The sequence below is a fragment of the Variovorax soli genome, from assembly GCF_031454625.1.
Taxonomy (GTDB): domain Bacteria; phylum Pseudomonadota; class Gammaproteobacteria; order Burkholderiales; family Burkholderiaceae_C; genus Variovorax; species Variovorax soli_A.
In genome coordinates, this window is sequence record NZ_JAVDRF010000002.1 from 419,766 (window position 1) to 445,124 (window position 25,359).

22 protein-coding genes are annotated in these 25,359 nt (G+C 69.3%); 11 read left to right on the top strand and 11 right to left on the bottom strand.

Going from position 1 to position 25,359, the window contains the following annotated elements; translation table 11 throughout:
* Positions 1-4 precede the first annotated feature (4 nt).
* The 6 genes from J2739_RS05920 to J2739_RS05945 are packed head-to-tail and all read left to right on the top strand — an operon-like array spanning position 5 to position 8,737.
* Positions 5-3,298 carry an efflux RND transporter permease subunit gene (locus tag J2739_RS05920; protein ID WP_309899498.1) on the top strand — a complete coding sequence of 1,098 codons (3,294 nt, stop codon included), beginning with the start codon at positions 5-7 and terminating at the stop codon, positions 3,296-3,298.
* Between the two features lie 40 nt (positions 3,299-3,338).
* Positions 3,339-4,829, top strand: coding sequence for an efflux transporter outer membrane subunit (locus J2739_RS05925; RefSeq protein WP_309899500.1), 1,491 nt, complete (start codon positions 3,339-3,341; stop codon positions 4,827-4,829).
* 53 nt (positions 4,830-4,882) lie between these two features.
* Positions 4,883-6,352: a cobyric acid synthase gene (locus J2739_RS05930; protein ID WP_309899503.1), complete on the top strand. Its 1,470-nt coding sequence runs from the start codon at positions 4,883-4,885 to the stop codon at positions 6,350-6,352.
* On the top strand, positions 6,349-7,398 hold the full coding sequence (gene cobT / locus J2739_RS05935; RefSeq protein ID WP_309899505.1) for a nicotinate-nucleotide--dimethylbenzimidazole phosphoribosyltransferase: 1,050 nt from the start codon (positions 6,349-6,351) through the stop codon (positions 7,396-7,398). Before J2739_RS05930 ends, cobT begins: the two co-directional genes overlap by 4 nt.
* A complete protein-coding gene (locus tag J2739_RS05940; RefSeq protein ID WP_309899507.1) occupies positions 7,398-8,192 on the top strand; it encodes an adenosylcobinamide-GDP ribazoletransferase in 795 nt (264 codons plus the stop codon). Before cobT ends, J2739_RS05940 begins: the two co-directional genes overlap by 1 nt.
* The gene (locus J2739_RS05945) at positions 8,189-8,737 is read left to right on the top strand and encodes a histidine phosphatase family protein (protein WP_309899509.1); all 549 of its coding nucleotides are present in this window, start codon (positions 8,189-8,191) and stop codon (positions 8,735-8,737) included. Before J2739_RS05940 ends, J2739_RS05945 begins: the two co-directional genes overlap by 4 nt.
* Before the next feature lie 7 nt (positions 8,738-8,744).
* Here J2739_RS05945 and J2739_RS05950 read toward each other — a convergent pair whose 3' ends face one another.
* The gene (locus J2739_RS05950; protein ID WP_309899511.1) at positions 8,745-9,227 is read right to left on the bottom strand and encodes an Ivy family c-type lysozyme inhibitor; all 483 of its coding nucleotides are present in this window, start codon (positions 9,225-9,227) and stop codon (positions 8,745-8,747) included.
* 104 nt (positions 9,228-9,331) lie between these two features.
* Positions 9,332-9,970: an endonuclease III gene (nth, locus tag J2739_RS05955; RefSeq protein WP_309899513.1), complete on the bottom strand. Its 639-nt coding sequence runs from the start codon at positions 9,968-9,970 to the stop codon at positions 9,332-9,334.
* A gap of 94 nt (positions 9,971-10,064) precedes the next feature.
* Here nth and J2739_RS05960 point away from each other — a divergent pair, with 94 nt between their 5' ends.
* On the top strand, positions 10,065-11,252 hold the full coding sequence (locus J2739_RS05960; protein WP_309899515.1) for an aminotransferase-like domain-containing protein: 1,188 nt from the start codon (positions 10,065-10,067) through the stop codon (positions 11,250-11,252).
* Between the two features lie 16 nt (positions 11,253-11,268).
* Here J2739_RS05960 and J2739_RS05965 read toward each other — a convergent pair whose 3' ends face one another.
* The 6 genes from J2739_RS05965 to mfd all read right to left on the bottom strand — a co-directional run bounded on the left by J2739_RS05965 (position 11,269) and on the right by mfd (position 19,685).
* Positions 11,269-12,336: an Ldh family oxidoreductase gene (locus J2739_RS05965; RefSeq protein WP_309899517.1), complete on the bottom strand. Its 1,068-nt coding sequence runs from the start codon at positions 12,334-12,336 to the stop codon at positions 11,269-11,271.
* A complete protein-coding gene (locus J2739_RS05970; RefSeq protein WP_405053841.1) occupies positions 12,333-13,853 on the bottom strand; it encodes a tripartite tricarboxylate transporter permease in 1,521 nt (506 codons plus the stop codon). Before J2739_RS05970 ends, J2739_RS05965 begins: the two co-directional genes overlap by 4 nt.
* A 7-nt stretch (positions 13,854-13,860) precedes the next feature.
* A complete protein-coding gene (locus J2739_RS05975) occupies positions 13,861-14,328 on the bottom strand; it encodes a tripartite tricarboxylate transporter TctB family protein (protein ID WP_309899522.1) in 468 nt (155 codons plus the stop codon).
* A gap of 3 nt (positions 14,329-14,331) precedes the next feature.
* Positions 14,332-15,303 carry a tripartite tricarboxylate transporter substrate binding protein gene (locus J2739_RS05980; protein WP_309899523.1) on the bottom strand — a complete coding sequence of 324 codons (972 nt, stop codon included), beginning with the start codon at positions 15,301-15,303 and terminating at the stop codon, positions 14,332-14,334.
* Between the two features lie 123 nt (positions 15,304-15,426).
* Positions 15,427-16,140, bottom strand: a complete 714-nt coding sequence (gene serB, locus J2739_RS05985; protein WP_309899525.1) for a phosphoserine phosphatase SerB — start codon at positions 16,138-16,140, stop codon at positions 15,427-15,429.
* A 62-nt stretch (positions 16,141-16,202) separates the two neighbouring features.
* The gene (mfd, locus tag J2739_RS05990) at positions 16,203-19,685 is read right to left on the bottom strand and encodes a transcription-repair coupling factor (protein WP_309899527.1); all 3,483 of its coding nucleotides are present in this window, start codon (positions 19,683-19,685) and stop codon (positions 16,203-16,205) included.
* Positions 19,686-19,806: 121 nt separating this feature from the next.
* On the opposite strand from mfd, the gene ispD reads away from it, so the two are divergent.
* Both ispD and ispF read left to right on the top strand, forming a co-directional pair.
* Positions 19,807-20,523, top strand: coding sequence for a 2-C-methyl-D-erythritol 4-phosphate cytidylyltransferase (gene ispD, locus J2739_RS05995; RefSeq protein WP_309899530.1), 717 nt, complete (start codon positions 19,807-19,809; stop codon positions 20,521-20,523).
* A complete protein-coding gene (gene ispF, locus J2739_RS06000) occupies positions 20,520-21,005 on the top strand; it encodes a 2-C-methyl-D-erythritol 2,4-cyclodiphosphate synthase (RefSeq protein WP_309899531.1) in 486 nt (161 codons plus the stop codon). Before ispD ends, ispF begins: the two co-directional genes overlap by 4 nt.
* Before the next feature lie 6 nt (positions 21,006-21,011).
* Here the strand turns inward: ispF and J2739_RS06005 are convergent, their stop codons facing one another.
* Both J2739_RS06005 and ompR read right to left on the bottom strand, forming a co-directional pair.
* Entirely contained in the window at positions 21,012-22,433 is a 1,422-nt protein-coding gene (locus J2739_RS06005) for a sensor histidine kinase (protein WP_309899963.1), read from the bottom strand.
* 83 nt (positions 22,434-22,516) lie between these two features.
* On the bottom strand, positions 22,517-23,248 hold the full coding sequence (ompR, locus tag J2739_RS06010; RefSeq protein WP_028250078.1) for an osmolarity response regulator transcription factor OmpR: 732 nt from the start codon (positions 23,246-23,248) through the stop codon (positions 22,517-22,519).
* Between the two features lie 170 nt (positions 23,249-23,418).
* Between ompR and J2739_RS06015 the strand changes: the two genes are divergently transcribed.
* Together J2739_RS06015 and J2739_RS06020 are read left to right on the top strand one after the other, a co-directional pair.
* Positions 23,419-23,796: a hypothetical protein gene (locus J2739_RS06015; protein ID WP_309899533.1), complete on the top strand. Its 378-nt coding sequence runs from the start codon at positions 23,419-23,421 to the stop codon at positions 23,794-23,796.
* 53 nt (positions 23,797-23,849) lie between these two features.
* On the top strand, positions 23,850-24,557 hold the full coding sequence (locus J2739_RS06020; RefSeq protein WP_309899535.1) for an SIMPL domain-containing protein: 708 nt from the start codon (positions 23,850-23,852) through the stop codon (positions 24,555-24,557).
* Positions 24,558-24,587: 30 nt separating this feature from the next.
* Here the strand turns inward: J2739_RS06020 and J2739_RS06025 are convergent, their stop codons facing one another.
* A complete protein-coding gene (locus J2739_RS06025; RefSeq protein ID WP_309899537.1) occupies positions 24,588-25,358 on the bottom strand; it encodes a 3-hydroxybutyrate dehydrogenase in 771 nt (256 codons plus the stop codon).
* Between the last annotated feature and the right edge of the window lies 1 nt (position 25,359).

Here is a 25,359-nt window from a genome sequence, read left to right on the forward strand (position 1 = left end):
CATCATGAATTTATCGAAGTTCTTCATCGATCGGCCGATCTTCGCGGGCGTGCTCTCGCTGCTGATGCTGATCGCCGGCCTGATCGCCTTGCGCGGCCTGCCGATCTCGGAATACCCCGAAGTCGCGCCACCCTCTGTGGTGGTGCGCGCCCAGTACCCGGGCGCCAACCCGAAGGTGATCGCCGAGACGGTGGCCACGCCGATCGAGGAGCAGATCAACGGCGTCGAGGGCATGCTCTACATGGGCAGCCAGGCGACCACCGACGGCGTGATGACGCTGACGGTGACCTTCAAGCTCGGCACCGACCCCGACAAGGCCCAGCAGCTGGTGCAGAACCGCGTCTCGCAAGCCGAGCCGCGCCTGCCCGAGGAAGTGCGGCGCCTGGGCGTGACCACGGTCAAGAGCGCGCCGGACCTCACGATGGTGGTGCACCTCGTGTCGCCCAACGACCGCTACGACATGACCTACCTGCGCAACTACGCGGTGCTCAACGTCAAGGACCGGCTGGCGCGCATCGAAGGCGTGGGCCAGGTGCAGATCTTCGGCGGCGGCGACTACTCGATGCGCGTCTGGCTCGACCCGCAGAAGGTGGCGCAGCGCGGCCTGTCGGCCAGCGACGTGGTGGCGGCGATCCGCGGCCAGAACGTGCAGGCGGCGGCCGGCGTGGTCGGCGCATCGCCGGGCCTGCCCGGCGTCGACATGCAGCTGTCCATCAACGCCCAGGGTCGGCTGCAGAGCGAAGAGGAGTTCGGCGACATCATCGTCAAGACCGGTGCCGGCGGCGAGGTGACGCGGCTGCGCGACATCGGCCGTCTCGAACTCGGCTCGGCCGATTACTCGCTGCGCTCGCTGCTCAACAACGACGCGGCGGTCGGCATCGGCGTGTTCCAGGCGCCGAACTCCAACGCGCTCGACATCTCGGCCAACGTGCGCAAGACGATGGCGGAGATCAACAAGAACATGCCCGAGGGCGTGGAATACCGCATTGCCTACGACCCCACCCAGTTCGTGCGCGCCTCCATCGAATCGGTGGTGCACACGCTGCTCGAGGCCATCCTGCTGGTGGTGCTGGTGGTGATCCTGTTCCTGCAGACCTGGCGCGCCTCCATCATCCCGCTGCTGGCGGTGCCCGTGTCGGTGATCGGCACGTTCGCGGTGCTGCATGTGCTGGGCTTCTCCATCAACGCACTGTCGCTCTTCGGCCTGGTGCTGGCGATCGGCATCGTGGTGGACGACGCCATCGTGGTGGTCGAGAACGTGGAGCGCAACATCGAGGCCGGGCTCACGCCGCGCGAGGCCACGTACCGCGCCATGCGCGAGGTCTCGGGCCCCATCATCGCGATCGCGCTGGTGCTGGTGGCGGTGTTCGTGCCGCTCGCCTTCATCAGCGGCCTGACGGGGCAGTTCTACCGGCAGTTCGCGGTCACGATCGCGATCTCGACGGTGATCTCCGCGATCAACTCGCTGACCTTGTCGCCCGCGCTCGCCGCGCTGCTGCTCAAGGGCCACGACGAACCCAAGGACGCGCTGACGCGCGGCATGGACCGCGTCTTCGGCTGGCTGTTCCGCGGCTTCAACAAGCTCTTCCACCGAGGTGCCGAGGCCTACAGCGGCGGCGTCAAGGGCGTGATCTCGCGCAAGACGCTGATGCTGGTGGTCTACCTGGCGCTGATCGGCGTGACCTTCGGCCTCTTCAAGGCGGTGCCCAGCGGCTTCGTGCCGGCGCAGGACAAGCAGTACCTGATCGGCTTCGCGCAGCTGCCGGACGGCGCCACGCTGGACCGCACGGAAGAGGTGATCCAGCGCATGGGCGAGATCACCAGGAAGAACCCCAATGTCGAGGACGCAGTCGCCTTCCCCGGCCTGTCGATCAACGGCTTCACCAACAGCTCGAACTCGGGCATCGTGTTCGCCACGCTCAAGCCCTTCGCCGAGCGCCAGCGCGCCGACCAGAGCGGCGGCGCGGTGGCGGGCCAGCTCAACCAGCAGTTCGCCGGCATCCAGGACGCCTTCATCGTGATGTTCCCGCCGCCGCCGGTCGCGGGCCTGGGCACCACGGGCGGCTTCAAGCTGCAGCTGGAGGACCGCGGTTCCGTGGGCTACGAGCAGATGGACGCGGCCGTCAAGGCCTTCATGACCAAGGCGCGGCAGGCGCCGGAGCTGACCGGCATGTTCACCAGCTGGCAGGTCAACGTGCCGCAGCTCTATGCCGACATCGACCGCACCAAGGCGCGGCAGTTGGGCGTGCCGGTGCAGGACATCTTCGACACCATGCAGATCTACCTCGGCAGCCTGTATGCGAACGACTTCAACAAGTTCGGCCGCACCTACACCGTGCGCGTCCAGGCGGATGCGCCGTACCGTGCTCGCGCCGAGGACGTCGGGCTGCTCAAGGTGCGCTCCAACACGGGCGAGATGGTGCCGCTGTCCGCGCTGATGAAGGTCAACTCGAGCTTCGGCCCCGAGCGCGCCATGCGCTACAACGGCTACCTCTCGGCCGACATCAACGGCGGGCCCGCGCCCGGCTTCTCCTCGGGCCAGGCGCAGGACACGATCGAGCGCATCGCGGCCGAGACCCTGCCCAAGGGCGTGAGCTACGAGTGGACCGAGCTGACCTACCAGGAGATCCTGGCCGGCAACTCCGCGGTGCTGGTGTTCCCGCTGGCGATCCTGCTGGTGTTCCTGGTGCTGGCCGCGCAGTACGAGAGCCTGACGCTGCCGCTGTCGATCATCCTGATCGTGCCCATGGGCCTGCTGGCCGCGATGACCGGTGTGTGGATTTCCGGCGGCGACAACAACGTGTTCACGCAGATCGGGCTGATCGTGCTGGTGGGGCTGAGTGCGAAGAACGCGATCCTGATCGTGGAGTTCGCACGCGAGCTGGAGTTCGCGGGGCGCACACCGATACAGGCCGCGATCGAGGCCAGCCGGCTGCGGCTGCGCCCGATCCTGATGACCTCGCTGGCCTTCGTGATGGGGGTGCTGCCGCTGGTGCTGGCCAAGGGCGCGGGCTCCGAGATGCGCTCGGCGATGGGCGTGGCGGTGTTCGCCGGGATGATCGGCGTGACCGCCTTCGGCCTGTTCCTGACGCCGGTGTTCTACGTCGCGCTGCGCAAGCTCACCGGCAATCGGCCGCTCAAGCTGCACGGCGAGGTGCCGCACCTGGCGCAGGAGAACAGCTTCGTGTCGGCTGCGCATCCGGCGGCGCCGCATGGCGCGCCCCACGACAGCGCTTCCGGCGCCGGCGGCAGTGGCCTGCGGCCGCAGCCCGCCGCACCGCTCGGAACGCACGACTGATGGCGCAACGAGCCTCACGACAAGAAAGAGAAAGCAGATCATGAAACTCGATCGAAGCACCTTCACCCGGCCCTGGCGCGCAGCGCTGGCGCCGCTCATGGCGGCCCTGGTGCTGGCCGGCTGCGCGACCGCGACGCCGGAAGCGCCGAGCTTCCAGGCGCCGGCCCAGTTCAAGGAACAGGCCGTCGCGCCGGCCGAAGGCCAATGGACGCGCGCCAAGCCTGCCGAGGCGCAGCCGCGCGGCGAGTGGTGGCGCGCCTTCAACGACCCGGTGCTCGACGCCCTGGTCGCGCGGGCCGATGCCAGCAACAACAGCATCCAGGTCGCGGCAGCGCGGCTGGCCGAGGCCCGCGCACTGGCGCGCAGCACCGACGCGGACCGCGCGCCGCAGCTCGGCCTCGGCGCGGGCGCGAGCCGGCAGCGCGGGCTGGACCGGAACCAGAGCACCACGCCGTCCACGCTGATCACGGCCGGCCTCGACTTCTCGTACGAGCTCGACCTCTTCGGGCGGCTCTCGAAGGCCAGCGATGCGGCCCGGCTCGATGCCGAATCGCGCGCCGGCCTGCTGCAGAGCACGCGCCTGCTGGTGCAGGCCGAGACGGCGCAGACCTACCTGGCGCTGCGCGCGCTCGACGACGAGCGGCAACTGGTGCGCGAGACCGTCGAGGCCTACCGCGACACGCTGCGGCTCACGCAGCAGCGCCACCGGGCAGGCGATATCGCCGAGCTCGACGTGGCGCGGGTGGAGACCGAGATGGCCTCCACCGAATCCGAGGCGCTGACGCTGGACCGGCGCCGCGCCGAGCTCGAGCATGCGCTGGCGGTGCTGACCGGCGAGGCCGCCTCCAGCTTCGAGATGAAGCCCGACAGCTGGGCCACCGCCTTGCCCGCGATCCCGGCCGGCGTGCCAGCCACCGTGCTGACGCGCCGGCCCGATGTCTCTGCCGCGCAGAGGAGCGTGCTGGCGGCGCAGGCCCGCGTGGGCGTGGCCCAGGCCGCATGGTTCCCGAACATCGCGCTGACCGGCGGCGCCGGCTATGCCTCTTCGGACCTCGGCGATCTCTTCAAGTGGTCCGCGCGTTCCTGGGGCATCGGCGCGCTGCTGTCGCTGCCGCTGCTCGATGGCGGCCGGCGCGAAGCTGGCGTGCAGGGCGCCAGCGCGCAATTGGACGGCGCGCTCGCGAGCTACCGCGACCAGGTGCTCACGGCCTTCAAGGACGTGGAGGACCAGCTGTCATCGCTGCGCATCCTGGAGGCGCAGTCGGACGTGCAGGCCAAGGCGGTCGCCTCGGCGAGCCGGGCCACGCAGCTGTCCGACACGCGCTATCGCAACGGCTACATCAGCCAGCTCGACCTGCTCGACGCGCGCCGCAGCGAACTGCGCAACCGGCGCCAGGCGCTGCAAGTGCGGTCGGCGCAATACCAGTCCACCGTGGGGCTGATCAGGGCCCTGGGCGGCGGTTGGAGCGATCCGGCGATGGCCGATGCCGCACCTGCGGGCGGCGCGAGCGCGCAGGTGGCGGGGCGCTGAGGCTTCGGCGCCGTTTGCGCGTCGACGCCCCGGGCGTCGACGACAATCCGCGCATGAATCAGAAGGTCGGGCGCGAGAAGGCCCGTTGCGTCATGGTGCTGGGCACCACCAGCGGTGCCGGCAAGAGCTGGCTGGCCACCGCGCTGTGCCGCTGGTATGCGCGCCAGGGCTTCAAGGTCGCGCCCTTCAAGGCGCAGAACATGAGCAACAACGCGCGCGTGGTGGCGGGTGGCGAGATCGGCAGCGCCCAGTACTTCCAGGCGCTGGCGGCGCGCGCCGTGCCGGATGTGCGCATGAACCCGCTGCTGCTCAAGCCCGAGCGCGACACGCACAGCCAGGTGATCCTGATGGGGCAGGTGAATGCCGAGCTCACGGGCTTGCCCTGGCGCGGGCGCAGCGAGCGGGTCTGGCCGCAGATCGCGCAGGCCCTCGATGAACTGCGGGCCGGCAACGACATCGTCGTGATCGAAGGCGCCGGCTCGCCGGCCGAGATCAACCTGATGGACAGCGACATCGTCAACCTGCGCGTGGCGCGGCATGCCGATGCGCGCTGCCTGCTGGTGACCGACATCGATCGCGGCGGCGCCTTCGCCCACCTCTACGGCACCTGGGCCCTGATGCCCGAGGCCGACCGTGCCCGGCTGGCCGGCTTCGTGCTCAACAAGTTTCGCGGCGATGCCGCACTGCTGGCGCCCGCGCCCGAGCGCCTGCGCGAGCTGACCGGGGTGCCCACGCTCGCCACGCTGCCCATGTGGTGGCAGCACGGCCTGCCCGAGGAAGATGGCGTGTTCGACGAGCGCAGCACGGCCGGCGGCGAGGTCCGCCTGACGGTGGCCGTGGTCGCCTATCCGCGCATCAGCAACCTCGACGAATTCCAGCCGCTCAAGAACGTGGCCGGCCTGCGCCTGCGTTGGGCGCGCAGCCCGGCCGAGCTGGCCGACGCCGACTGGATCGTGCTGCCCGGCTCCAAGAACACCAGCGGCGACCTGGCCTGGCTGCGTGCCCAGGGACTGGACCGCGCCGTGGCGGAGCACGCGGCGCGCGGCGGTGCGGTGCTGGGCATCTGCGGCGGCCTGCAGATGCTGGGCGAGGCGCTGATCGATCCGCATGGCGTGGACGGCAACGGGCCCGGCCTCGGTGTGCTGCCGCTGGTCACCGTGTTCGAGGAAGACAAGACCGTGCGCCGGCGCGAGGCGCGCTTCGGTGCGCTGAAGGGGCCCTGGGCCGCGCTGTCGGAGGTGCCGGTGCGCGGCTACGAGATCCATCACGGCCGGACTGCGCCGCATCCCGCGATGGCTGCCGTCGGCGATCGGGCGCAGCCCGTCATGGCGCATGACCTGGCCTGGCAGAACGGCCAAGGCAACGTGCTGGGCCTTTATCTCCACGGCCTGTTCGAGAACCCTGCCGTGCTGCAGGCGCTCTTCGGCGCGCGTGCGCGCACGCTGGAGGCCGTGTTCGACGGCCTGGCCGATCACATCGATTTCCACTTCGAAGCGGACGCGCTGCGCTCCCTGATTGCATGACACTTGAACTTCCCGTCGTCGAATCCATCGACGATGCCGCGCTGGCAGCGCGGCTGCAACACCTGCTGGACCACAAGACCAAGCCGCTCGGCGCGCTCGGGCGCCTCGAGGCATTGGGGCTGCGGCTGGGCCTGATCCTCGGCAGCGAAGCGCCCGCTTTCTCGGCGCCGCAGATGCTGGTGTGCGCCGGCGACCACGGTCTCGCGGCGCGCGGCGTCTCTGCCTATCCGAGCGACGTGACCTGGCAGATGGTGGAGAACTTCCTGGACGGCGGCGCGGCGGTCAGCGTGCTGGCGCGGCAGCACGGGCTGGCGCTCACGGTGGTGGACTGCGGGGTGCGGCATGACTTCGCTCTCGCCGGGCCGCGCGAAGGCTTGCGCATCCTCAAGATCGCGCCCGGCACTGCCGACGCCTCGGCCGGTCCGGCCATGAGCATCGCCCAATGCCGGGAGGCTATCGCGAACGGCATGGCGCTGGTGCGCGAGCTGCCGGGCAACGCGCTCCTGCTGGGAGAAATGGGCATCGGCAATACCTCGGCCGCCTCGCTGCTTCTGGCGCGGCTGGCAGGCCAGGACATCGATGCCTGCACCGGCAGCGGCACGGGCCTCGATGCGGCAGGACTGGCGCGCAAGCGCGGCCTGCTGCGCGAGGTGCTGGCGCTGCATGCCGATGCAGGCACGCCGCTGACGGCCCTCGCGGCCTTTGGTGGCTTCGAGATTGCCACGCTGGTCGGCGCCGTGCTGCAGGCGGCCGAGGAGCGCCGCGTGATCGTGGTCGACGGCTTCATCGCCAGCGCGGCGGTGCTGGTGGCGCAAGCCCTGCGGCCGCACGTGGCGCAACGCTGCGTCGCGGCACACGAATCGGCCGAGCCGGGACACCGGCTGCTGCTGGAGGCGCTCGGCCTCGAACCCTTGCTGAAGCTGGACCTGCGCCTGGGCGAGGGCTCCGGCGCCGCGCTGGCCTGGCCGCTCCTCGATTCGGCCTGCCGCATCCTGCGCGAGATGGCCAGCTTCGAGTCGGCCGGCGTGTCGCAGCGGGAGACGTGATGGACGGCGTGCGCCATTTCCTGCTGGCGCTGCAGTTCTTCACGCGTGTGCCGGTCACGGGGCGGCTGGCAGCCTGGGTCGGTTTCAGCCCCGCGATGCTGCGCGCCAGCGCGGCGCATTTTCCAGGTGTCGGATGGCTGGTCGGCGCGGTCGGGGCGGGGGTCTTCGTGTTGGCGCAGTCGGGCCTGCCCGGCATGGCCGGCGGGGTGGCGGCGGCGCTGCTGTCGACGATCGCGACGGTGCTGCTGACCGGCGCCTTCCACGAGGACGGCCTGGCCGACGTGGCCGATGGCCTCGGCGGTTCGGTGGAGCGCACGCGTGCGCTGCAGATCATGAAGGATTCGCGCATCGGCGCCTTCGGGGCGCTCGCGCTGGTGCTGGCGCTGGGCCTGAAGATCGCGCTGCTGGCGACACTGGCGGGGCAGGGCGCGATGAACGTCGCCACGGCGCTGCTGGCGGCGCATGTGCTGTCGCGGCTGGCGCCGCTGTTCCTGATCCGATGGCTGCCCTATGTCGGCGACGAGGGTGCGAGCAAGTCCAAGCCGCTGGCCAATGCGATCGGCGGCGGGGCCTTGCTCGTCGGCGTGCTGTATGCGCTGCCGGCCGTCCTGCTGCTGCTGTTCACGCAGCCGCTCGCGCAGGCCCTGGCTGCCTTGGGGGGCTGCGTCCTCGCGGCGTCGTACATGGGCGCGCTGTTCGCGCGCCGGCTCCAGGGCTTCACCGGCGACGGCCTGGGCGCCACCCAGCAGCTGTGCGAGCTCGCCATCTACCTCGCGCTCGCCTGGCAGGCATGAAGCTGGGACTGGTGCGTCACGCCCAGACCACCGCGGTGGCCGGCGCCTGCTACGGCCGCAGCGACGTCGGCGTGCCCGAGGAGGCGACACGCGCCATCGCCGAGCGCATCGCGCCGGCACTGCCTGCAGACGTCGCGCTGGTCTGCTCGCCGCTGCAACGCTGCGCGGTGCTGGCGCAGGCCATCGTCTCGTTGCGGCCCGAGTTGACGCTGCGCGTCGATCCGCGCATCGCCGAGATGGACTTCGGCAGCTGGGAAGGCCGCGCCTGGAAGCGCATCGATCGCGCCGAGATCGATGCCTGGACACGTGCTTTCGCGGACGCGCGCCCGGGCGGCAGCGGCGAGAGCACGCGCGCGTTCATGGGGCGGGTGGGCGAAGCCTTCGACGAGTGGCGCCGGGCCGGGCGCGATGCCTTGTGGATCACGCATGCCGGCGTGATCCGGGCCGTGTGGCTGCTGCGCGATGGCCTGCGCTGCGCGGAGCGTGCCGACCAATGGCCATCGCAGCCGATCGCGTTCGGCGAGTGGGTGATGGTCGAAGCTTGAAGAAGCGCTAGCGCGGCTGCGGCCGCCATTCCTTGAGCCACAGCCGCTGCAGGTCGAGCGCCACCTCCGGGGGCGGATTGCCGATCAGCATGGCGCCTCCGGCCCGGTGCACCAGGCCGTGGATGCGCCCGTCGTAGGGGTTATAGAGCAGCACGACATTGTTGTCGTGGCAGCCGTGCGGCTGGCAGAAGGCATGCAGCACGAAGCGGCCGCTGCTCGTGTTCACCCAGCGCGGTGCGCGTGCGGGTCCGTTCATTTCGCCGAGCCAGGGTTCGCTGGCGTGCGCACCGAGCAGGAGGCGCCAGTTCCTGCGGAAGCGCTGGTCGGCGATCAGGGCCGCGGGGTCCTTGCGGGCTGCGGGGCGCTGGGGCTCGGCCTGGTCGCTGCCGGTGTGCCCGGGCGCGGCGGGCTCGGACGGCTCGCGCGCCCAGCCGGTCGACGCAAGCACGCCCCAGGCACCCACCAGGAGAAGGCGGCGGAGGCTACGCATGGCGAATCGATGCTGGCGCCGTGCGCCGGTCGCGGCAAGAGGAAAAGCCCGAGACCCGCCGGCGAACGCCTCGCCGCGGATCGGCCCTGCGAAGGGCTCGGCGCTCAGGGCGGCGGCGTCTTCGGCTTGTAGTCGCAGTAGGGCGCCACCGCGCACTTCCAGCACAGGGGCTTGCGCGCCACGCAGACGTAGCGCCCGTGCAGGATCAGCCAGTGATGCGCGTGCAGCCGATAGGCCGGCGGCACACGCTTCTCCAGCTTGAGCTCGACCTCCAGCGGTGTCTTGCCGGGCGCCAGGCCGGTCCGGTTGGCGACGCGGAAGATGTGCGTGTCCACCGCCATGGTGGCCTCGCCGAACGCCACGTTGAGCACCACGTTGGCGGTCTTGCGGCCGACGCCGGGCAGGGCTTCGAGCTCGGCACGCGTGCGCGGCACCTCGCCGCCGTGGCGCTCGATCAGCATGCGGCAGGCCTCCATCAAGTGCCTGGCCTTGCTGCGGTACAGGCCGATGGTCTTGATGTAACCCTCCAGCCCTTCGATCCCGAGGTCGAGGATGGCCTGCGGCGTGTTCGCGACCGGAAACAGCTTGCGCGTCGCCTTGTTCACGCCCACGTCGGTGGCCTGGGCCGACAGCAGCACGGCGGCCAGCAGCTCGAAGGGGGTGCTGTATTCCAGCTCGGTCTCCGGCTCGGGATTGGCCGCCTGCAGGGTCGCGAAGAAGGGTTCGATCGAAGTCTTTTTCATCGTTGGGCGGCAGTGTAGGCATGTTGCGCCCGCGCCGCGGCCCCGGCCGAACTTGCGACAATGGCGGCCCTTCCGTCATTCGCAGCAGGTTCCCATGCAATTCGCCACCCGTCTCGACAACGTCGAAACCTCCGCCATCCGCGAACTCTTCAAGCTGCTGGGCAAGCCCGGCATCATCAGCTTCGCGGGCGGCTTCCCGGACAGCGCGATGTTCGATGTCGAGGGCCTGAAGGAGGCCAGCGCGAAGGCGCTGGCCGAGGAGCCCGGCGGTGCGCTGCAATACGGCGCCACCGAAGGCTACGAGCCGCTGCGCGCCCAGCTCTCGGCCTTCATGAAGGGCAAGGGCGTGGAGGTCGCACCCGACGGGCTCATCGTGACCACCGGCAGCCAGCAGGCCCTGGACCTGCTGGGCAAGACCCTCATCTCGCCCGGCGACAAGGTGATCGTCGAGGGACCGACCTTCCTCGCGACCATCCAGTGCTTTCGCCTCTACGGCGCGCAGCTGATCAGCGCGCCCATCGACGCCGAGGGCGTGCAGGTCGACCGGCTGGAGCAGCTGATCGTCGAGCACAAGCCCAAGTTCGTCTACCTGATCCCCACCTTCGGCAACCCGAGCGGCGCGATGCTCAGCCTGGAGCGCCGCAAGAAGGTGCTCGAACTGGCGGTGAAGCACGACACGGTGATCGTGGAGGATGACCCCTACGGCGATCTCTACTTCGGCAAGGCGCCGCCGCCCTCGATCCTGTCGCTCACGAAGGAGGTCCCCGGCAGCCGCGAGCGCGTGGTGCACTGCGGCAGTCTGAGCAAGGTGCTGAGCCCGGGCCTGCGCATCGGCTGGATGATCGCGCCGCCCGAGCTGCTGGCCAAGGCCACCATGTGCAAGCAGTTCAGCGACGCCCACACCAGCACCTTCGCGCAGGCCACTGCCGCCCAGTACCTCAAGAGCGGGCGCATGCCCGACACGCTGGCGCATGTGCGCAAGGTCTATGCGGAGCGCGCGGCCGCCATGGGTGCGGCGCTGAAGCGCGAGCTCGGCGATGCGATCTCGTTCACGCAGCCGGGCGGCGGGCTGTTCTTCTGGGCCCGGCTGACGGGTGCGAAGGGCAAGCTGGCCGATGCCAATGTGCTGGCCCAGCGCGCGATCGAGAAGGGCGTGGCCTTCGTGCCCGGCGCGCCCTTCTTCGCCGAGAAGCCCGACCTGGCGACCTTGAGGCTGAGCTTCGCGACCGCCAACGTCGAGAAGATCGAGGAAGGCATCGCGCGCCTGGGCGCGGCGCTCTGAGCTGCTTCTGCCCGGCTCAGCGCAGCGCGTCGGCCAGCGTCAGGCCGTAGCGCTGTTCGGCCGCCTGGAGTGAAGGCGCGATCGAAGGCGCCAGGCGCACGCCGGCCGCGAGCTGCTCGGCGCGCCGGTGCAAGCCGCGCTCGCCCGGCAGCCGCACCGGGTGTGCCGCATCGACGGGTACGTTGGCGCGACACTGCGCCGCCACATGGTCCATCTGGCGCAAGAAGGCCGCCTTGCCGCCGAAGGCATCCAGGTCGTGCAGCGTGAGGTAGACCGTGGCGCCCCAGCCCTCGGGCGGATCGGCCCGGCCATGGCCGGCCAGCCCGGCGGTCAGCGATTCCACCAGCAACGCCAGGCCGTAGCCTTTGTGGCCGTGGGTCGCGCCGCCCACCGGCAGCAGCGTGCCGGGCGGCTGCTCGAAGAGCACGGCCGGATCTTTCGACGGCCGGCCCTTTGCGTCGATGAGCACCTCGTGCGCGAAGGTCTCGCCGGCCTGGTGCTTGCGGTTGCTCATGCCATTGGTGGTGATGGAGGCCGAGATGTCGACCATCGCCCCGCCATGGCCGAGCGGAAAACCCAGCGCCAGCGGATTGGGCGTGAACACCGCCTGCGTGCCGCCGAAGGGCGCAACGCTGGCCGTGTTGGGATCGGAGCAGGCCAGCAACAGCAGCATGTCTTCGTCCAGCGCGCGCAGCAGGTAGGCCGCGAGGCAGGCGATGTGGTGGCTGCGGCGGATCACCAGCGACGCGGTGCCGAGCTCGCGCGCCCGCGGCAGCAGCAGGTCCAGGGCCTGGTGCACCAGCCAGGGCCCCGGCAGGCGCTGACCGTCCCACAGCACGGCCGCGGGGCGGTCGGAGACCACGATCGGCGCGCCCTCGCGACGCATGCGGCCGGATTCCAGTTCCTTCACGTAGCCGGGCAGGAGCGCGAGGCCATGCGTGTCGTGGCCCAGCAGGTCGCCCTGCACCAGCGTGTCGGCCACGGTGCGGGCCATGGGCTCGGCCAGGCCTGCGCGCTGCAGGAGTTGCGCCGCGTAGCGGGTGAGGGCGTCGGCGTCGTAGCGAGGAGCTGGGGAGTCGTTCATGCGTTTTCAGTGTGCTGCGGCAGGATTGGCTCCAGGTGTCGATGCCGGCGCCGCCAGGCCATGGCAGCCGATCCGAACCAGACCAGCAGCGTGGCCACCGCCAGTCCGGCGGCGATGGGCCGCTCGACGAAGGCCAGCCAGCTGCCGTCGGACTTGATCATCGAGGTGATGAAGTTCTCCTCCAGCATCTTGCCCAGCAGCATGCCGAGGATGGCCGGCGCGACCGGAAATCCGTTCTCCTCCAGCAGCCAGGCCGCGACGCCGAAGCCGAGCAGCACCCAGAGGTCGAACAGCGCGTTGTTGATGGCGAAGGCGCCCACCAGGCAGAAGACCAGGATGATCGGCATCAGCACGTTGCGCGGCATGCGCAGGATGCGTGCCGAGGCCTTGATGCAGGCCCACCCGAGCGGCAGCATCAGCAGGTTGGCGAGGATGAAGACGATGAACACCGCATAGACGTTGTGCGGGTTGTTCATGAAGATCATCGGCCCCGGGTTCATGTTCTTCATGTAGAGCACGCCGATCACGATGGCCGTGATGGAGTCGCCCGGGATGCCGAACACCAGCGCCGGCACCCAGGCGCCGGCGAGCGCGCTGTTGTTGGCGGCACCCGCCTCGACCAGGCCTTCGGGATGGCCGGTGCCGAACTTCTGCGGCTCCTTCGAGAGCTTCTTGCTCATCGCGTAGGACATCCAGGCCGCGATGTCGGCGCCCGCGCCGGGCAGGATGCCGACCGCGGTGCCCAGCGCGCTGCCGCGCAGGGTCTGCAGGGGGTACTTGCGCATCATGGCGCCCATGCCGTCGAAGACCGAGCCGATCTGCTTCTTGAAGCGCGTGAGCTCCTCGGCCGTGATCGTGAAGCGCAGGATCTCGGAGATTGCGAACATGCCGATCATCGCGGGGATCAGGGTCAGCCCGCCCAGGAGATCCGCATTGCCGAAGGTGAAGCGCGGATGGCCTGCCGGATTGTCCAGGCCGACGCAGCCCATCAGCAGGCCGAGGAACAGCGTGATCAGCCCCTTGAGCGGCGTGTCGCTGGTGATGAAGACCGCGCAGGTCAGGCCCAGCAGCACCAGCCAGAAGTATTCGAAGGAGCTGAACTTGATCGCCACCTCGGCCAGCGCGGGCGCGGCCAGGATCAGCACGGCCGTGCCGAACAGCCCGCCGATGCAGGAGAACACCAGGCCGATGCCCAGCGCCATCTCGCCCTGGCCGTTGCGCGTCATCGCATAGGACTCGTCGGTGTAGGCCGCGGAGGCCGGCGTGCCCGGGATCCGCAGCAGGGCGCCCGGAATATCGCCCGCGAAGATCGCCATCGCGGTGGCGGTCACGATGGACGCGACCGCCGGCACCGGCGGCAGGAAGAAGGTGATGGGCACCAGCAGCGCGGTCGCCATGGTGGCGGTGAGGCCGGGGATGGCACCGACGAACATGCCGAACAGGCCCGACAGCAGCATCACGACCATCACGGTCGGCGTGGCGACGGTCTGCAGGGCGAGGAGGACGGAATCCATCAGCGTGCCCTCACCACGCGAAGCGCTGCAGCACGCCCCAGGGCAGCGGCACCTTGAGCAGCTTGTAGAAGCAGGTATGGATGACCAGCGTGGCCGCCACGGCCACCGCCAGCGCGATCGGCAGGCGCACCCCACAGGCCCATTGCAGCAGCGTCAGCACCAGCAGGCTGCACAGCACGAAGCCGAGCCGGTCGGCCATCAGGATGTAGAACGCCATGCTGGCAATGACGATCGTGAAGGCAGCGAGGCGCCGCGGGGAACGCAGGCCCTCGCCGAGCACGAGCAGGGGCTGGCCGCTGCGCAGGCCCTGCCACATCAGCGCCAGCGAGCACAGCGCGAGGCCCGCCGCGGCGAGCCCCGGAAACAGCGCAGGCCCGAAGTTCTGGCCGGCCGCCGGCGGGAAGCTCTGGATGTGCCAGAGCACCGCGATCGAAAGCAGCAGCAGGACGGCGCCGATCAGGCTGTCGTGAATGCGCATCGGCTACTTCGCGATGCCCACCGCTTTCATCGCCACGGCAAAGCCGGCGTCCTTCTCGGCCATGAACTTGCCGAACTCCTCGCGGTCGGCATAGATCGCGCCGAAACCGCGCGAGGCCAGGAAGTCCTGGTAGGCCTTGCCATCGAAAATCTTCTTGAGCGTGGCGGCGAGCAGGTCGGCCTGTTCCTTCGGCAAGCCTTTGGGCGCCGCGACGCCGCGCCAGGCGCCGGCATTCCATGTCTTGCCCGTGGCGTCGGTGTAGAGCGGCACCTTCGGAAAGATGCGGTCTGGCTTGGCGCCCAGCAACAGCAGCGGGCGCACCTTGCCGGCGTCGATCAGCGAACGCGCTTCGGGCAGGGAGCAGGACACCACGTCCACGCCGCCGGCCATCAGGTCCTGCAGCCCCGGCGCGGCGCCCTGGCTCGGCACCCAGGCGATCGCATTGCCGGGCAGCTTGTTGTCGACCAGCCATTGCGCGAGCCCCAGGTGCCAGATGCCGCCCTGGCCGGTGCCGCTGGCCTTCAGCTTGCCCGGGTTGGCCCTGGCGGCGTCGAGCAGTTCCTTGGCGTTTTTGATCGGCGAATCCTCGCGCACGAAGATCGCGTTGGCGTCGAAGTTCATCAGCGCCAGCGGCGTGTAGTCGGCACCCGAGAGTTGCGTCAGGCCGGCGTGGCGCATCATGCCGATCTCGACCGTGATGAGGCCGAGCGTGTAGCCGTCGGGCGCGGCGGAGGCGATGGCCTGGTGCCCGACCACGCCGCTGCCGCCGGTACGGTTCACCACGTTGATCGGCTGCTTGAGCTCCTTCTCGAGCTCGGCCGCGATGATGCGGGCCACGGCATCGGTGCCGCCGCCGGCGCCCCAGGGGACGATCAGGGTGATGGGGCGCTCGGGGTAGGCTGCATAGGCAAGCCCCGGAAGGACCATGGCGATGGCGGCTGCACCCAGTGCGGCCAGAGACTGACGGCGCTTCATTTCGTCTCCTTCGTTGTTGCCCGGGCATTCAAGCATCCCGGGCGCCGCCCGCGAAACTGAAGATAACCCTAGGACCGCGCCGACCCCTTTTGCCTTAGGAGGAAACCGGTTTCGCCCGATGCCTCAGCGCAGGACTTCCAGCAGCCGGTCGAGGCCGCCGTCGTTGATCGCCACCATGGCCTCTTCGCGCACCTTGGGCTTGGCGTGGTAGGCCACCGAGAGGCCGGCCTCGCCCATCATCGGCAGGTCGTTGGCGCCGTCGCCCACCGCGATGCATTCGGCGGGGGAGATGCCGATCAGGGAGGCGACTTCGAGCAGGGTGCGGCGCTTCTCCGCGCCGTCACAGATGTCGCCCCAGGACTGCAGGGCCACGCGGCCGGTGAGCTTGCCGTCGGCTTCGTCGAGCAGGTTGGAGCGCGCGAAGTCGATGCCGAGCCGGTCCTTCACGCGGGTGGCGAAGAAGGTGAAGCCGCCGGAGACCAGCAGCACCTTGAGCCCCGCCGCCTTGCAGGCCGCCACCAGCGCCTCGGCGCCGGGGTTGAGGCGCAGGCGCTGGTCGTAGACCTCCTGCAGTGCCGAGACCGGCACGCCCTGCAGCAGGGCGACGCGGCGCCGCAGGCTTTCCTTGAAATCCTTGATCTCGCCGCGCATCGTCGCCTCGGTGATGGCGGCGACCTCGGCCTTCTTGCCGACCGCGTCGGCGATCTCGTCGATGCACTCGATGTTGATCAGCGTCGAGTCCATGTCGAAGGCGATCAGCTTGAAGTCGGCGAGCTTCAGGGGCGGGGTGAAGCGCTGGATGGCGAGGCCGGGCGAAATCTCTCGGGCTGCTTTCATTCAGTCGTACCGGTTGGCGACATGGAACATTTTCGCGAACTATAGAAGGAGAAGGACGGCACTCATGCCGTGGCGCTCGGCTCGGCAACCTTCGGCTGCCCGAGGCTCCTGAGCACATCGCGCACCATCTGCGCCCGCTCCTTCGGCTCCTTGAGCTCGCGTTCGATGCGCAGCTTCTCGTTGCCGGCCAGCTTGATGTGCCTGTTCTTCTGGATCAGCTGGATGATGGCCATCGAATCCACGGGCGGGTCCTTCTTGAAGCTGATGTGGATCGCCCCCGGCGCGGCATCGACCTTGATCACGCCGTAAGGACGCGCCAGCACGCGCAGACGGTGCACGTCGATCAGCGTCTGCGCCTGCGGCGGCAGCTTGCCGAAGCGGTCGACGATCTCTTCGAGCAGGGTGTCGATCTGGTCGGAGGTCTTCGCGGTCGCGAGCTTCTTGTAGAAGGACAGGCGCAGGTGCACGTCGCCGCAGTAGTCCTCGGGCAGCAGGGCGGGGGCGTGCAGGTTGATCTCGGTGGTGACCGACAGCGGGGCCAGCAGGTCGGGCTCCTGGCCGGCCTTGAGCGAGCGCACGGCTTCGGCCAGCATCTCGTTGTAGAGCTGGAAGCCGATCTCCATCATGTTGCCGCTCTGGCTTTCGCCCAGCACCTCGCCGGCGCCGCGGATCTCCAGATCGTGCATCGCGAGGTAGAAGCCGGAGCCGAGCTCCTCCATCTGCTGGATGGCGTCGAGGCGCTGCGCGGCCTGCTTGGTCAGGCCCTCGATGTCCGGCACCATCAGGTAGGCATAGGCCTGGTGGTGGCTGCGCCCGACACGGCCGCGCAGCTGGTGCAGCTGCGCCAGGCCGAACTTGTCGGCGCGGCTCATCACGATGGTGTTGGCGCTCGGCACGTCGATGCCGGTCTCGATGATGGTCGAGCACAGGAGGAGGTTGTAGCGCTGGGCGACGAAGTCGCGCATCACGCGCTCCAGCTCGCGCTCGGGCATCTGGCCGTGGGCGACCGCGATGCGCGCCTCCGGCAGGATCTGCTCCAGCTTCTGGCGCCGGTTCTCGATGGTCTCGACCTCGTTGTGCAGGAAGTAGACCTGCCCGCCGCGCTTGAGCTCGCGCAGCACGGCCTCGCGGATCACGCCGGTGCCTTCGTTGCGAACGAAGGTCTTGATTGCCAGGCGGCGCTGCGGCGCGGTGGCGATCACGCTGAGGTCGCGCAGGCCTTCCAGCGCCATGCCCAGCGTGCGCGGGATCGGCGTGGCGGTGAGCGTGAGCACGTCCACCTCGGCGCGCAGGGCCTTCATCGCTTCCTTGTGGCGCACGCCGAAGCGGTGCTCCTCGTCGATGATGAGCAGGCCGAGGTTCTTGAACTTCACGCTGCTGGAAAGCAGCTTGTGCGTGCCGACCACGATGTCCACGCTGCCATCGGCCAGGCCCTTGGCCGCGGCATTGATCTCCTTGGTGGAGCGGAAGCGGCTCATCTCCGCAACCTTGATAGGCCACTTGGCGAAGCGGTCCACCAGCGTCTGGTAGTGCTGCTCGGCGAGCAGCGTGGTAGGCGCGAGGAAGGCCACCTGCTTGCCGCCGGTCACCGCAACGAAAGCGGCGCGCAGGGCGACTTCGGTCTTGCCGAAGCCGACGTCGCCGCAGACCAGGCGGTCCATCGGCTGCGGCGAGATCATGTCCTGGATGACGGCGTGGATCGCGGCTTTCTGGTCGGCGGTCTCGTCGAAGCCGAAGTCGTTGGAGAAGACCTCGTAGTCGGCCGCCGAGAAGCGGAAGGCATGGCCCTCGCGGGCGGCACGCCGGGCATAGATGTTGAGCAGCTCGGCGGCCGAGTCGCGCACCTGCTCGGCGGCCTTGCGCTTGGCCTTCTCCCACTGGCCCGAGCCGAGCTTGTGCAGCGGCGCCTCGTCGGCGCTGACGCCGGTGTAGCGGCTGATCAGGTGCAGCTGCGCGACCGGCACGTAGAGCGTGGCCTTGTCGGCGTATTCGAGGTGCAGCATCTCCTGCAGCATCGGCTTGCCGTCGGCGCCGGTGCCCTGGCCCAGGTCCATGTGGACCAGGCCGCGGTAGCGCCCGATGCCGTGCGCGGAATGGACCACCGGGTCGCCGACGGCGAGTTCGCTCAGGTCCTTGATCAGCGCCTCGACGTCGCTCACCTGCTCCTGCTTGCGGTTGCGCCGGCGGGCCGAGGGCGCGGTCGCGAAGAGCTCGGTCTCGGTGATGAAATCGATGCCCTGTTCGGTCCAGGCGAAGCCGGCCACGAGCGCGGCGGTGGCGATGCCGGTCTTCTCGTCGGACGAAGCCTCGAACTCGGCCAGCGAGTCGAAGGCGGGCGGATTCACGCCGCTCGCGCGCAGGAAGTCGAGCAGGCTCTCGCGGCGGCCGTCGCTTTCGGCGAGGAAGAGGACGCGGTGCGGGGTGCCGGCAATGTGGGCCTTGAGCCTGACCAGCGGATCGTCCGCGCCGCGAACCACGGCGAAGGGAGGCAGCGGCTGGAATTCGGCGTAGGGGCTGCCCTCGTCCCCGCCTCGGATCGCCAGCTGGGCATGCGGCTTTGCCCGCTGATAGAACTGCTCCGCGTTCAGGAACAGTGCCTCCGGCGGCAGCGCCGGGCGCTCCGGATCGCCCCGCACCAGCCGAAAGCGCTCGCCGGTGTCCTGCCAGAAATGCTGGAAAGCCGGTTCGAGATCGCCATGCAGCACCACCGTCGTGTCCGCCCCGAGGTAGTCGAAGACGGTGGCCGTTTCCTCGAAGAAGAGCGGCAGGTAGTACTCGATGCCCGCGGTCGCGACGCCGTTGCCCATGTCCTTGTAGAGCCGGCTGCGCGTGGGATCGCCCTCCAGCAGCTCGCGCCAGCGGCTGCGGAAGCGCGCGCGGGCCTCGTCGTCCATCGGGAACTCGCGCCCGGGCAGCAGGCGTACCTCGGGCACGGGGTAGAGGCTGCGCTGGGTGTCGGGGTCGAAGGTGCGGATCGAGTCGATCTCGTCGTCGAACAGGTCGACGCGGAAGGGCACCTCCGAGCCCATCGGGAACAGGTCGATCAGCCCGCCGCGCACGGCGTACTCGCCGGGGCTCACGACCTGGGTCACGTGGCTGTAGCCCGCCAGCGTGAGCTGGGCCTTGAGCTTGGACTCCTGCAGCTTCTGCCTGGTCTTGAAGTGGAAGGTGTAGCCCGCCAGGAAGGCCGGCGGCGCCAGCCGGTAGAGCGCCGTGGTGGCGGGCACCAGCACCACGTCGGCCTCTTTCTGGCTGATGCGCCACAGCGTGGCGAGGCGCTCGCTGATCAGGTCCTGGTGCGGCGAGAAGCTGTCGTAGGGCAGCGTCTCCCAGTCGGGGAAGAGGGCGCAGCGCAGCTCGGGTGCGAAGAAGGCGAGCTCGTCGATCAGCCGCCGCGCGTCGTTGGCGTCGGCGGTGAAGACGGCGCTGGCGCGGCCGGCCGATTTCTCGCGTTCGGCCAGCTGCGCCAGCAGCAGCGCATCGGCCGAAAGAGGAGGGCGCGGCAGGGTGAAGCGCTTGCCTGCAGTGAGAAGGGGGAGGTCCATGTGATGCCCGGGAAATGCAGAACACCCCGCGCCGGCCGGCGCGGGGTGTGAGGCCCGATTTTAGTGGCCCCTGCAACTCTAGAATGGCTGCCCTTTTCGCCGTTGGCTGCAGCCGGACTCCATGACCCCTTCCCGTCTTTTCGTCCTGATTCCATGCGCGGGCTCCGGCAGCCGCGCCGGCGGCCCGGGCCCGAAGCAGTACCAGCGCCTGGCCGGCCGGCCGATGGTGCGCCACACGCTGGAGGCCTTTCGCGCCCTGGCGAGCCGCTTCGCCGGCATTGCGCTGGTGGTCTCGCCACAGGATCGCGAGGTGGCGGCGGCCCTGCCGCGCTTTCCTGCCGAGGGCGAACACCTGCTGCAGGTCGGCGGCGCGACGCGTGCGGCCACCGTGCGCAACGGGCTGGTGGCGCTCAAGCAAGCGGCCGGCGCCGGCCCGCACGACTGGGTGCTGGTGCACGACGCGGCGCGCTGCCTGGTAACGCCGACGCAGATCGAGGCCCTGATCGCGGCGTGCGAGCACGACGCGGTCGGCGGCCTGCTGGCCCATCGTCTGCCGGACACCCTGAAGGTCGCCTCGCCCGAGGGACGGGTGGCGGGCACGCTGACCCGTGCCGACAAATGGCTGGCCCAGACCCCGCAGATGTTCCGCATCGGCATGCTGCTCGATGCACTGGAGCGCGCCGGGGACGCGGTCACCGACGAAGCCAGCGCGATCGAAGGCCTCGGCCTCGCGCCCCTGCTGGTGCCGGGGAGCGCGCAGAATTTCAAGCTCACCTATCCGGAGGACTTCGCGCTGGCCGAGGCGCTCTTGCAGAGCCGGCGCGGCGCATCGACATGACCGCATTCGACATTCGCGTCGGCGAGGGTTGGGATGTTCACCAACTGGTCGCGGGCCGCAAGCTGATCCTGGGCGGCGTCGAGGTCCCGCACGGCACGGGCCTGCTCGGTCATTCCGATGCCGACGTGCTGCTGCATGCCATCACCGATGCCCTGCTGGGCGCGGCCGGGCTGGGCGACATCGGCCGCCACTTCCCCGACACCGACGCGCAGTTCCGCGGTGCAGATTCGGCCGTGCTGCTGACCGAGGCGGCACGGCGAGTGCGCGCGGCGGGCTGGCAGATCGGCAACATCGACAGCACCGTGATCGCTCAGGCGCCCAGGCTGGCGCCGCACATTCCCGCGATGTGCGCGCGCATCGCGGCCGCGCTGGCGCTGGCGCCGGATCAGGTGAACGTCAAGGCCAAGACGGCCGAGAAGCTCGGCCCCGTGGGCGAGGGTCGCGCGATGGAAGCGCGCGCGGTCGCGCTGCTGTACCGATGACGGCGCTCATTTGCTCGCCGGCAGGGCTTTGCTCGTCGGCGCGGCGTCGGGCTTGACCGAAGCCGCACGCGGCATGCGGATATGTGCCGCGAGCCCGCGGCCCGGGGTGCTGGTGAGTGCGAAGGTGCCGCCCATGCGCTCGATGTTCTTGGTCACGATCGACAGGCCCAGGCCCGCGCCGGCCGCCGAGGTGCGCGCCACGTCGCCGCGGAAGAAAGGCTTGCTCAGTTGCGAAAGCAGGGCGGGCGCCACGCCGGCGCCGTGGTCGCGCACCTTGATCAGCACGGCGTCGTTATGGGCCTGCGCCTGGATCGTGATGTCGGCCACGCCGGTGGAGGGCGTCTTGCCGTAGCGCCGCGCGTTCTCGACGAGGTTGGAGATCACGCGCTGCAGTTCGACTTCGTCGGCCATCACGCGCAGGTCGGCGGGCACGTCGACCGTGATCTTGATGTCCTCGTGGTCCTGCACGGCGTAGGTGCAGGCGTCGATCACGTCGCGCAGGAGCACGGGCTTGAAGTCCACGTGGTCCGGGCGCGCATAGTCGAGGAACTTGTCGATGATGGCGTCGAGCTGCGCGATGTCGGCCGCCATGTGCTCGCGCGCGTCTTCGTCGGTCACGCTCATCTCGGTTTCCAGGCGCAGGCGCGCCAGCGGCGTGCGCAGGTCGTGCGAGATGCCGGCCAGCATCACGGCGCGGTCCTGCTCGATCTTGGCGAGCTGGTCGGCCATGCGGTTGAAGCCGACATTGACCGCGCGGATCTCGTTGGTGCGGGCGCGCTCGTCCAGGCGGTGCGCCTCGTACTCGCCTTCGCGTACCTGCATGGTGGCGCGCGAGAGCTGCTTGAGCGGCAGATTGATCAGGCGCGTGATCAGCGCCGCGCCGGCCAGCGAGAGGGCCATGGTGGTCGCCAGCCAGATCAGCCAGGTGCGGCCGCCGAAGCGCGTGAAGCGCGTGGGGTCGAGCAGGAGCCAGTAGGCATCGCTCTCGATCGTGAAACCGATCCAGAGGCCGGGCTCGTCGTTGACGCGGCTGGCCACGGTGGTGCCTTCGCCGAGGCGGTCGATCAGCTCTTCGGTCACGCGCGCATCGAGGGCGCCGGTGGTGTAGGGCAGAAAACGGTCGTGGGGCTCGCGCGGCAGGATGCGCACGCCTTCCTGGTCGGCCAGGGTCTTGATCAGCGAAACGCGGGTGATGGCGTCGGAATAGACCAGCGCCGCACGCGTGAGGTTGACCAGCGAGGCGATCTGGTGCGCCGTCTGGATGGCCCGCGGCTCGTACTCGAGGGCGCGGAAGGTCTGCAGCCAAGCCACCGTGCAGCCGACCAGCAGCAGAACCAGCAGGAAGAAGGTGCGCCAGAAGAGACTCAGGCCGAGTTGCAGGCGCGGCTTGCGCCGAGGCTGCCCGAGGCCCTCCAGCGGGCTCGGCAAGGTGACCTGGGGGCCGTCTTCACCCAAAGGGCCGGGCGTTGTCGTCTTGGGGCCGAAAGTGGCGGCCACGAAAGCTCAGCGCCTCAAGTGGTGCCGTCCGGCACGAACACGTAGCCCACCCCCCAGACCGTCTGGATATAGCGGGGCGCCGCGGCATCGGACTCGACCAGCTTGCGCAGGCGCGAGATCTGCACGTCCAGGCTGCGGTCGAAGGGCTCGAACTCGCGGCCGCGCGCCAGCTGGGCCAGCTTCTCGCGCGAGAGCGGCTGGCGCGGGTGCCGCACCAGGGCCTTGAGCATCGCGAACTCGCCGGTGGTGAGCGAGAGCTCTTCGCCGTCCTTCTTGAGCGTGCGCGAGCCCAGGTCGAAGCTGAAGGGACCGAAGTTCACCGTCTCGTTGTCGGTGGAGGGCGCTCCGGGCGCCTCCAGCGGCGGCCGGCGGCGCAGCACGGCGTGCACGCGCGCCAGCAGCTCGCGCGGGTTGAAGGGCTTGCCCAGGTAGTCGTCGGCGCCGACCTCGAGGCCGACGATGCGGTCGACGTCCTCGCCCTTGGCGGTCAGCATGATGATGGGCGTGCGGTCGTTGGCGGCGCGAAGTCGTCGACACACCGAGAGGCCGTCCTCGCCGGGCATCATCAGGTCGAGCACGATCAGATCGACCGTGTCGCGCAAAAGGATGCGGTTGAGGGCCTTGCCGTCTTCCGCCACGATGACCTCGAAGCCTTCCTGGGTCAGGTAGCGGCGCAGCAGGTCGCGGATGCGAGCGTCATCGTCGACGATCACGATCTTGTCTGTGCGCGCGGGTGCTTGATTCATTTCTACAACGCCGAATTTGTAACAACGCCAATTTTGAGGGTGTTGCCGGGCCATTGAGGCGCTTTTCACAATGGTTTGACACTAAGTTACAAAACTTGCGGGCGTTAGCCCTCCAGACGCCAGAGCCATGGGTAGCGATGGCACAGTCGTTCGAAGCTCGACGCCTCGCCATGAAATTCTTTTTTTTCGCCTCTTCCCTTGTGCTGCCGTTGTGCGGCTCGCTGCCGGCCGCCGCAGAGCCTTCGGGCCTCGTCCGGGTGAGCGACCAGCGGCGCAACGAAGTGCGCGATGCGGTCGATGCCCACCGGGCGGCCAAGCGCGAGGAGGTGCGGCGCCAGGAGGCGGCGGCTGGCCGCAGGCTCACGCCGGCCGAGTTGGCCGAGCTGAGACAGCAGGTGCGCCAGCAGTGGGTGCCGCGGCCCGACACAGTGCCGGAACTCCGATCGGAGCTCATCCATTCGGCAGAATCGCAGCCGGCCGAGCGTCTGGTGCCGGGCCCTTCGCCAAAAGGCAATGTGCTGACGGCGCCGCGCAGCCAGCGTCAGTGAGCACGGCCCTGCGGGGCGCGCTGCTTTTTCTCTTTTTGATGGAAGTGCTCGCCTTGAAAAAAATCAAGAAGCTCGCGGCCTGGGCCGCATTGATGAGTGCCGGTGTGGCCATGGCCCAGAGCGCGCCATGGGCCCCACCGCAGAACGTGCTGCAACTGTCGGCGACCGGCACGGTCGAAGCGCAGCAGGACCTGCTGTCCATGACGCTGAGCACCAGCCGCGATGGAGCCGACGCGGCGACCGTGCAATCCCAGCTCAAGACCGCACTGGATGCAGCGCTGACCGAGGCGCGCAAGAACGCCCAGCCCGGGCTGCTCGACGTGCGCACCGGCAACTTCAGCCTGGTGCCGCGCTACACGCGCGACGGCAAGATCTCCGGCTGGCAGGGCACGGCGGAGCTGGTGCTGGAGGGCAAGGATTTCATGCGCATCACGCAGACGGCCGGCCGCATCTCCACGCTCACCGTGGGCGGCATCGGGTTCGGGCTAAGCCGCGAGCAGCGCGCCAAGGTCGAGGTCGAGGCGCAGACCATCGCGATCGACAACTTCAAGCAGAAGGCCACAGAGCTGGCCAAGGGCTTCGGCTTCGGCGGCTACACGCTCCGCGAAGTGTCGGTCAATGCCAACCAAGGTCCGCCGATCCGCCCGCGCATGATGGCGGCGGAGGCTGCGTCGAAGATGTCGTACGACGCGGCGGTGCCGGTCGAGGCCGGCAAGACCAGCGTGGTCGTCAACGTGTCGGGATCGGTGCAGCTCAAGTAGCGCGGCCGCGTCGCGGATGCGCTGTTCTCATTACTGCGCCGTCCAGCCGCCGTCGACCTGCCAGGCCACACCGCGGACCTGGTCCGCGGCCGATGAGCACAGAAAGACCGCGAGGCCGCCCAACTGCTCGACCGTGGTGAACTGCAGCGAAGGCTGCTTCTCGCCCAGCAGGTCGTTCTGGGCCTGTGCGACCGAGATGCCTTCGCGTGCGGAGCGGTCGTCGATCTGCTTCTGCACCAGCGGCGTCAGCACCCAGCCCGGGCAGATCGCATTGCAGGTGATGCCGGTGGTGGCTGTCTCGAGCGCCACCGCCTTCGTGAGCCCGACGATGCCATGCTTGGCCGCCACGTAGGCGGACTTCTGCGCCGAGGCCACGAGCCCGTGCGCCGAGGCGATGTTGACGATGCGGCCCCAGTTGGCCTCCCGCATGGCAGGCACCGCGAGGCGCGTGGTGTGGAAGGCGCTCGTGAGATTGATGGCGATCACCGCGTCCCAGCGATCGACGGGAAAGTCCTCGACCTTCGCGACGTGCTGGATGCCGGCGTTGTTGACCAGGATGTCGACACGGTCGAACCTGGCGGCCGCGAACTTCATCATGTCTTCGATGTCCGACGGCTTGCTCATGTCGGCACCGTGATGAACGACCCTGGCGCCCAGCGATTCGATCTCGGCCTTGGGCTTGTCCGCGTCGCCGAAACCGTTGAGCACGATGCTGGCGCCCTGTTGCGCCAGTGCCTTCGCAATGCCGAGCCCGATGCCGCTGGTGGACCCCGTGACAAGCGCGGTTTTGCCTTTGAGCATG

Excerpts from the sequence above, each read along its gene's own strand:
- J2739_RS05930 (WP_309899503.1), top strand. The coding sequence starts at position 4,883 with ATGAATCAGAAGGTCGGGCGCGAGAAGGCCCGTTGCGTCATGGTGCTG.
- serB (WP_309899525.1), bottom strand. The coding sequence starts at position 16,140 with ATGAAAGCAGCCCGAGAGATTTCGCCCGGCCTCGCCATCCAGCGCTTC.
- J2739_RS06025 (WP_309899537.1), bottom strand. The coding sequence starts at position 25,358 with ATGCTCAAAGGCAAAACCGCGCTTGTCACGGGGTCCACCAGCGGCATC.
- J2739_RS05965 (WP_309899517.1), bottom strand. The coding sequence starts at position 12,336 with ATGAACGACTCCCCAGCTCCTCGCTACGACGCCGACGCCCTCACCCGC.
- J2739_RS05940 (WP_309899507.1), top strand. The coding sequence starts at position 7,398 with ATGGACGGCGTGCGCCATTTCCTGCTGGCGCTGCAGTTCTTCACGCGT.
- J2739_RS06015 (WP_309899533.1), top strand. The coding sequence starts at position 23,419 with ATGAAATTCTTTTTTTTCGCCTCTTCCCTTGTGCTGCCGTTGTGCGGC.
- cobT (WP_309899505.1), top strand. The coding sequence starts at position 6,349 with ATGACACTTGAACTTCCCGTCGTCGAATCCATCGACGATGCCGCGCTG.
- ispD (WP_309899530.1), top strand. The coding sequence starts at position 19,807 with ATGACCCCTTCCCGTCTTTTCGTCCTGATTCCATGCGCGGGCTCCGGC.
- ispF (WP_309899531.1), top strand. The coding sequence starts at position 20,520 with ATGACCGCATTCGACATTCGCGTCGGCGAGGGTTGGGATGTTCACCAA.
- ompR (WP_028250078.1), bottom strand. The coding sequence starts at position 23,248 with ATGAATCAAGCACCCGCGCGCACAGACAAGATCGTGATCGTCGACGAT.
- J2739_RS05945 (WP_309899509.1), top strand. The coding sequence starts at position 8,189 with ATGAAGCTGGGACTGGTGCGTCACGCCCAGACCACCGCGGTGGCCGGC.
- J2739_RS05920 (WP_309899498.1), top strand. The coding sequence starts at position 5 with ATGAATTTATCGAAGTTCTTCATCGATCGGCCGATCTTCGCGGGCGTG.
- J2739_RS05925 (WP_309899500.1), top strand. The coding sequence starts at position 3,339 with ATGAAACTCGATCGAAGCACCTTCACCCGGCCCTGGCGCGCAGCGCTG.
- mfd (WP_309899527.1), bottom strand. The coding sequence starts at position 19,685 with ATGGACCTCCCCCTTCTCACTGCAGGCAAGCGCTTCACCCTGCCGCGC.
- J2739_RS05960 (WP_309899515.1), top strand. The coding sequence starts at position 10,065 with ATGCAATTCGCCACCCGTCTCGACAACGTCGAAACCTCCGCCATCCGC.
- nth (WP_309899513.1), bottom strand. The coding sequence starts at position 9,970 with ATGAAAAAGACTTCGATCGAACCCTTCTTCGCGACCCTGCAGGCGGCC.
- J2739_RS05975 (WP_309899522.1), bottom strand. The coding sequence starts at position 14,328 with ATGCGCATTCACGACAGCCTGATCGGCGCCGTCCTGCTGCTGCTTTCG.
- J2739_RS05980 (WP_309899523.1), bottom strand. The coding sequence starts at position 15,303 with ATGAAGCGCCGTCAGTCTCTGGCCGCACTGGGTGCAGCCGCCATCGCC.
- J2739_RS05950 (WP_309899511.1), bottom strand. The coding sequence starts at position 9,227 with ATGCGTAGCCTCCGCCGCCTTCTCCTGGTGGGTGCCTGGGGCGTGCTT.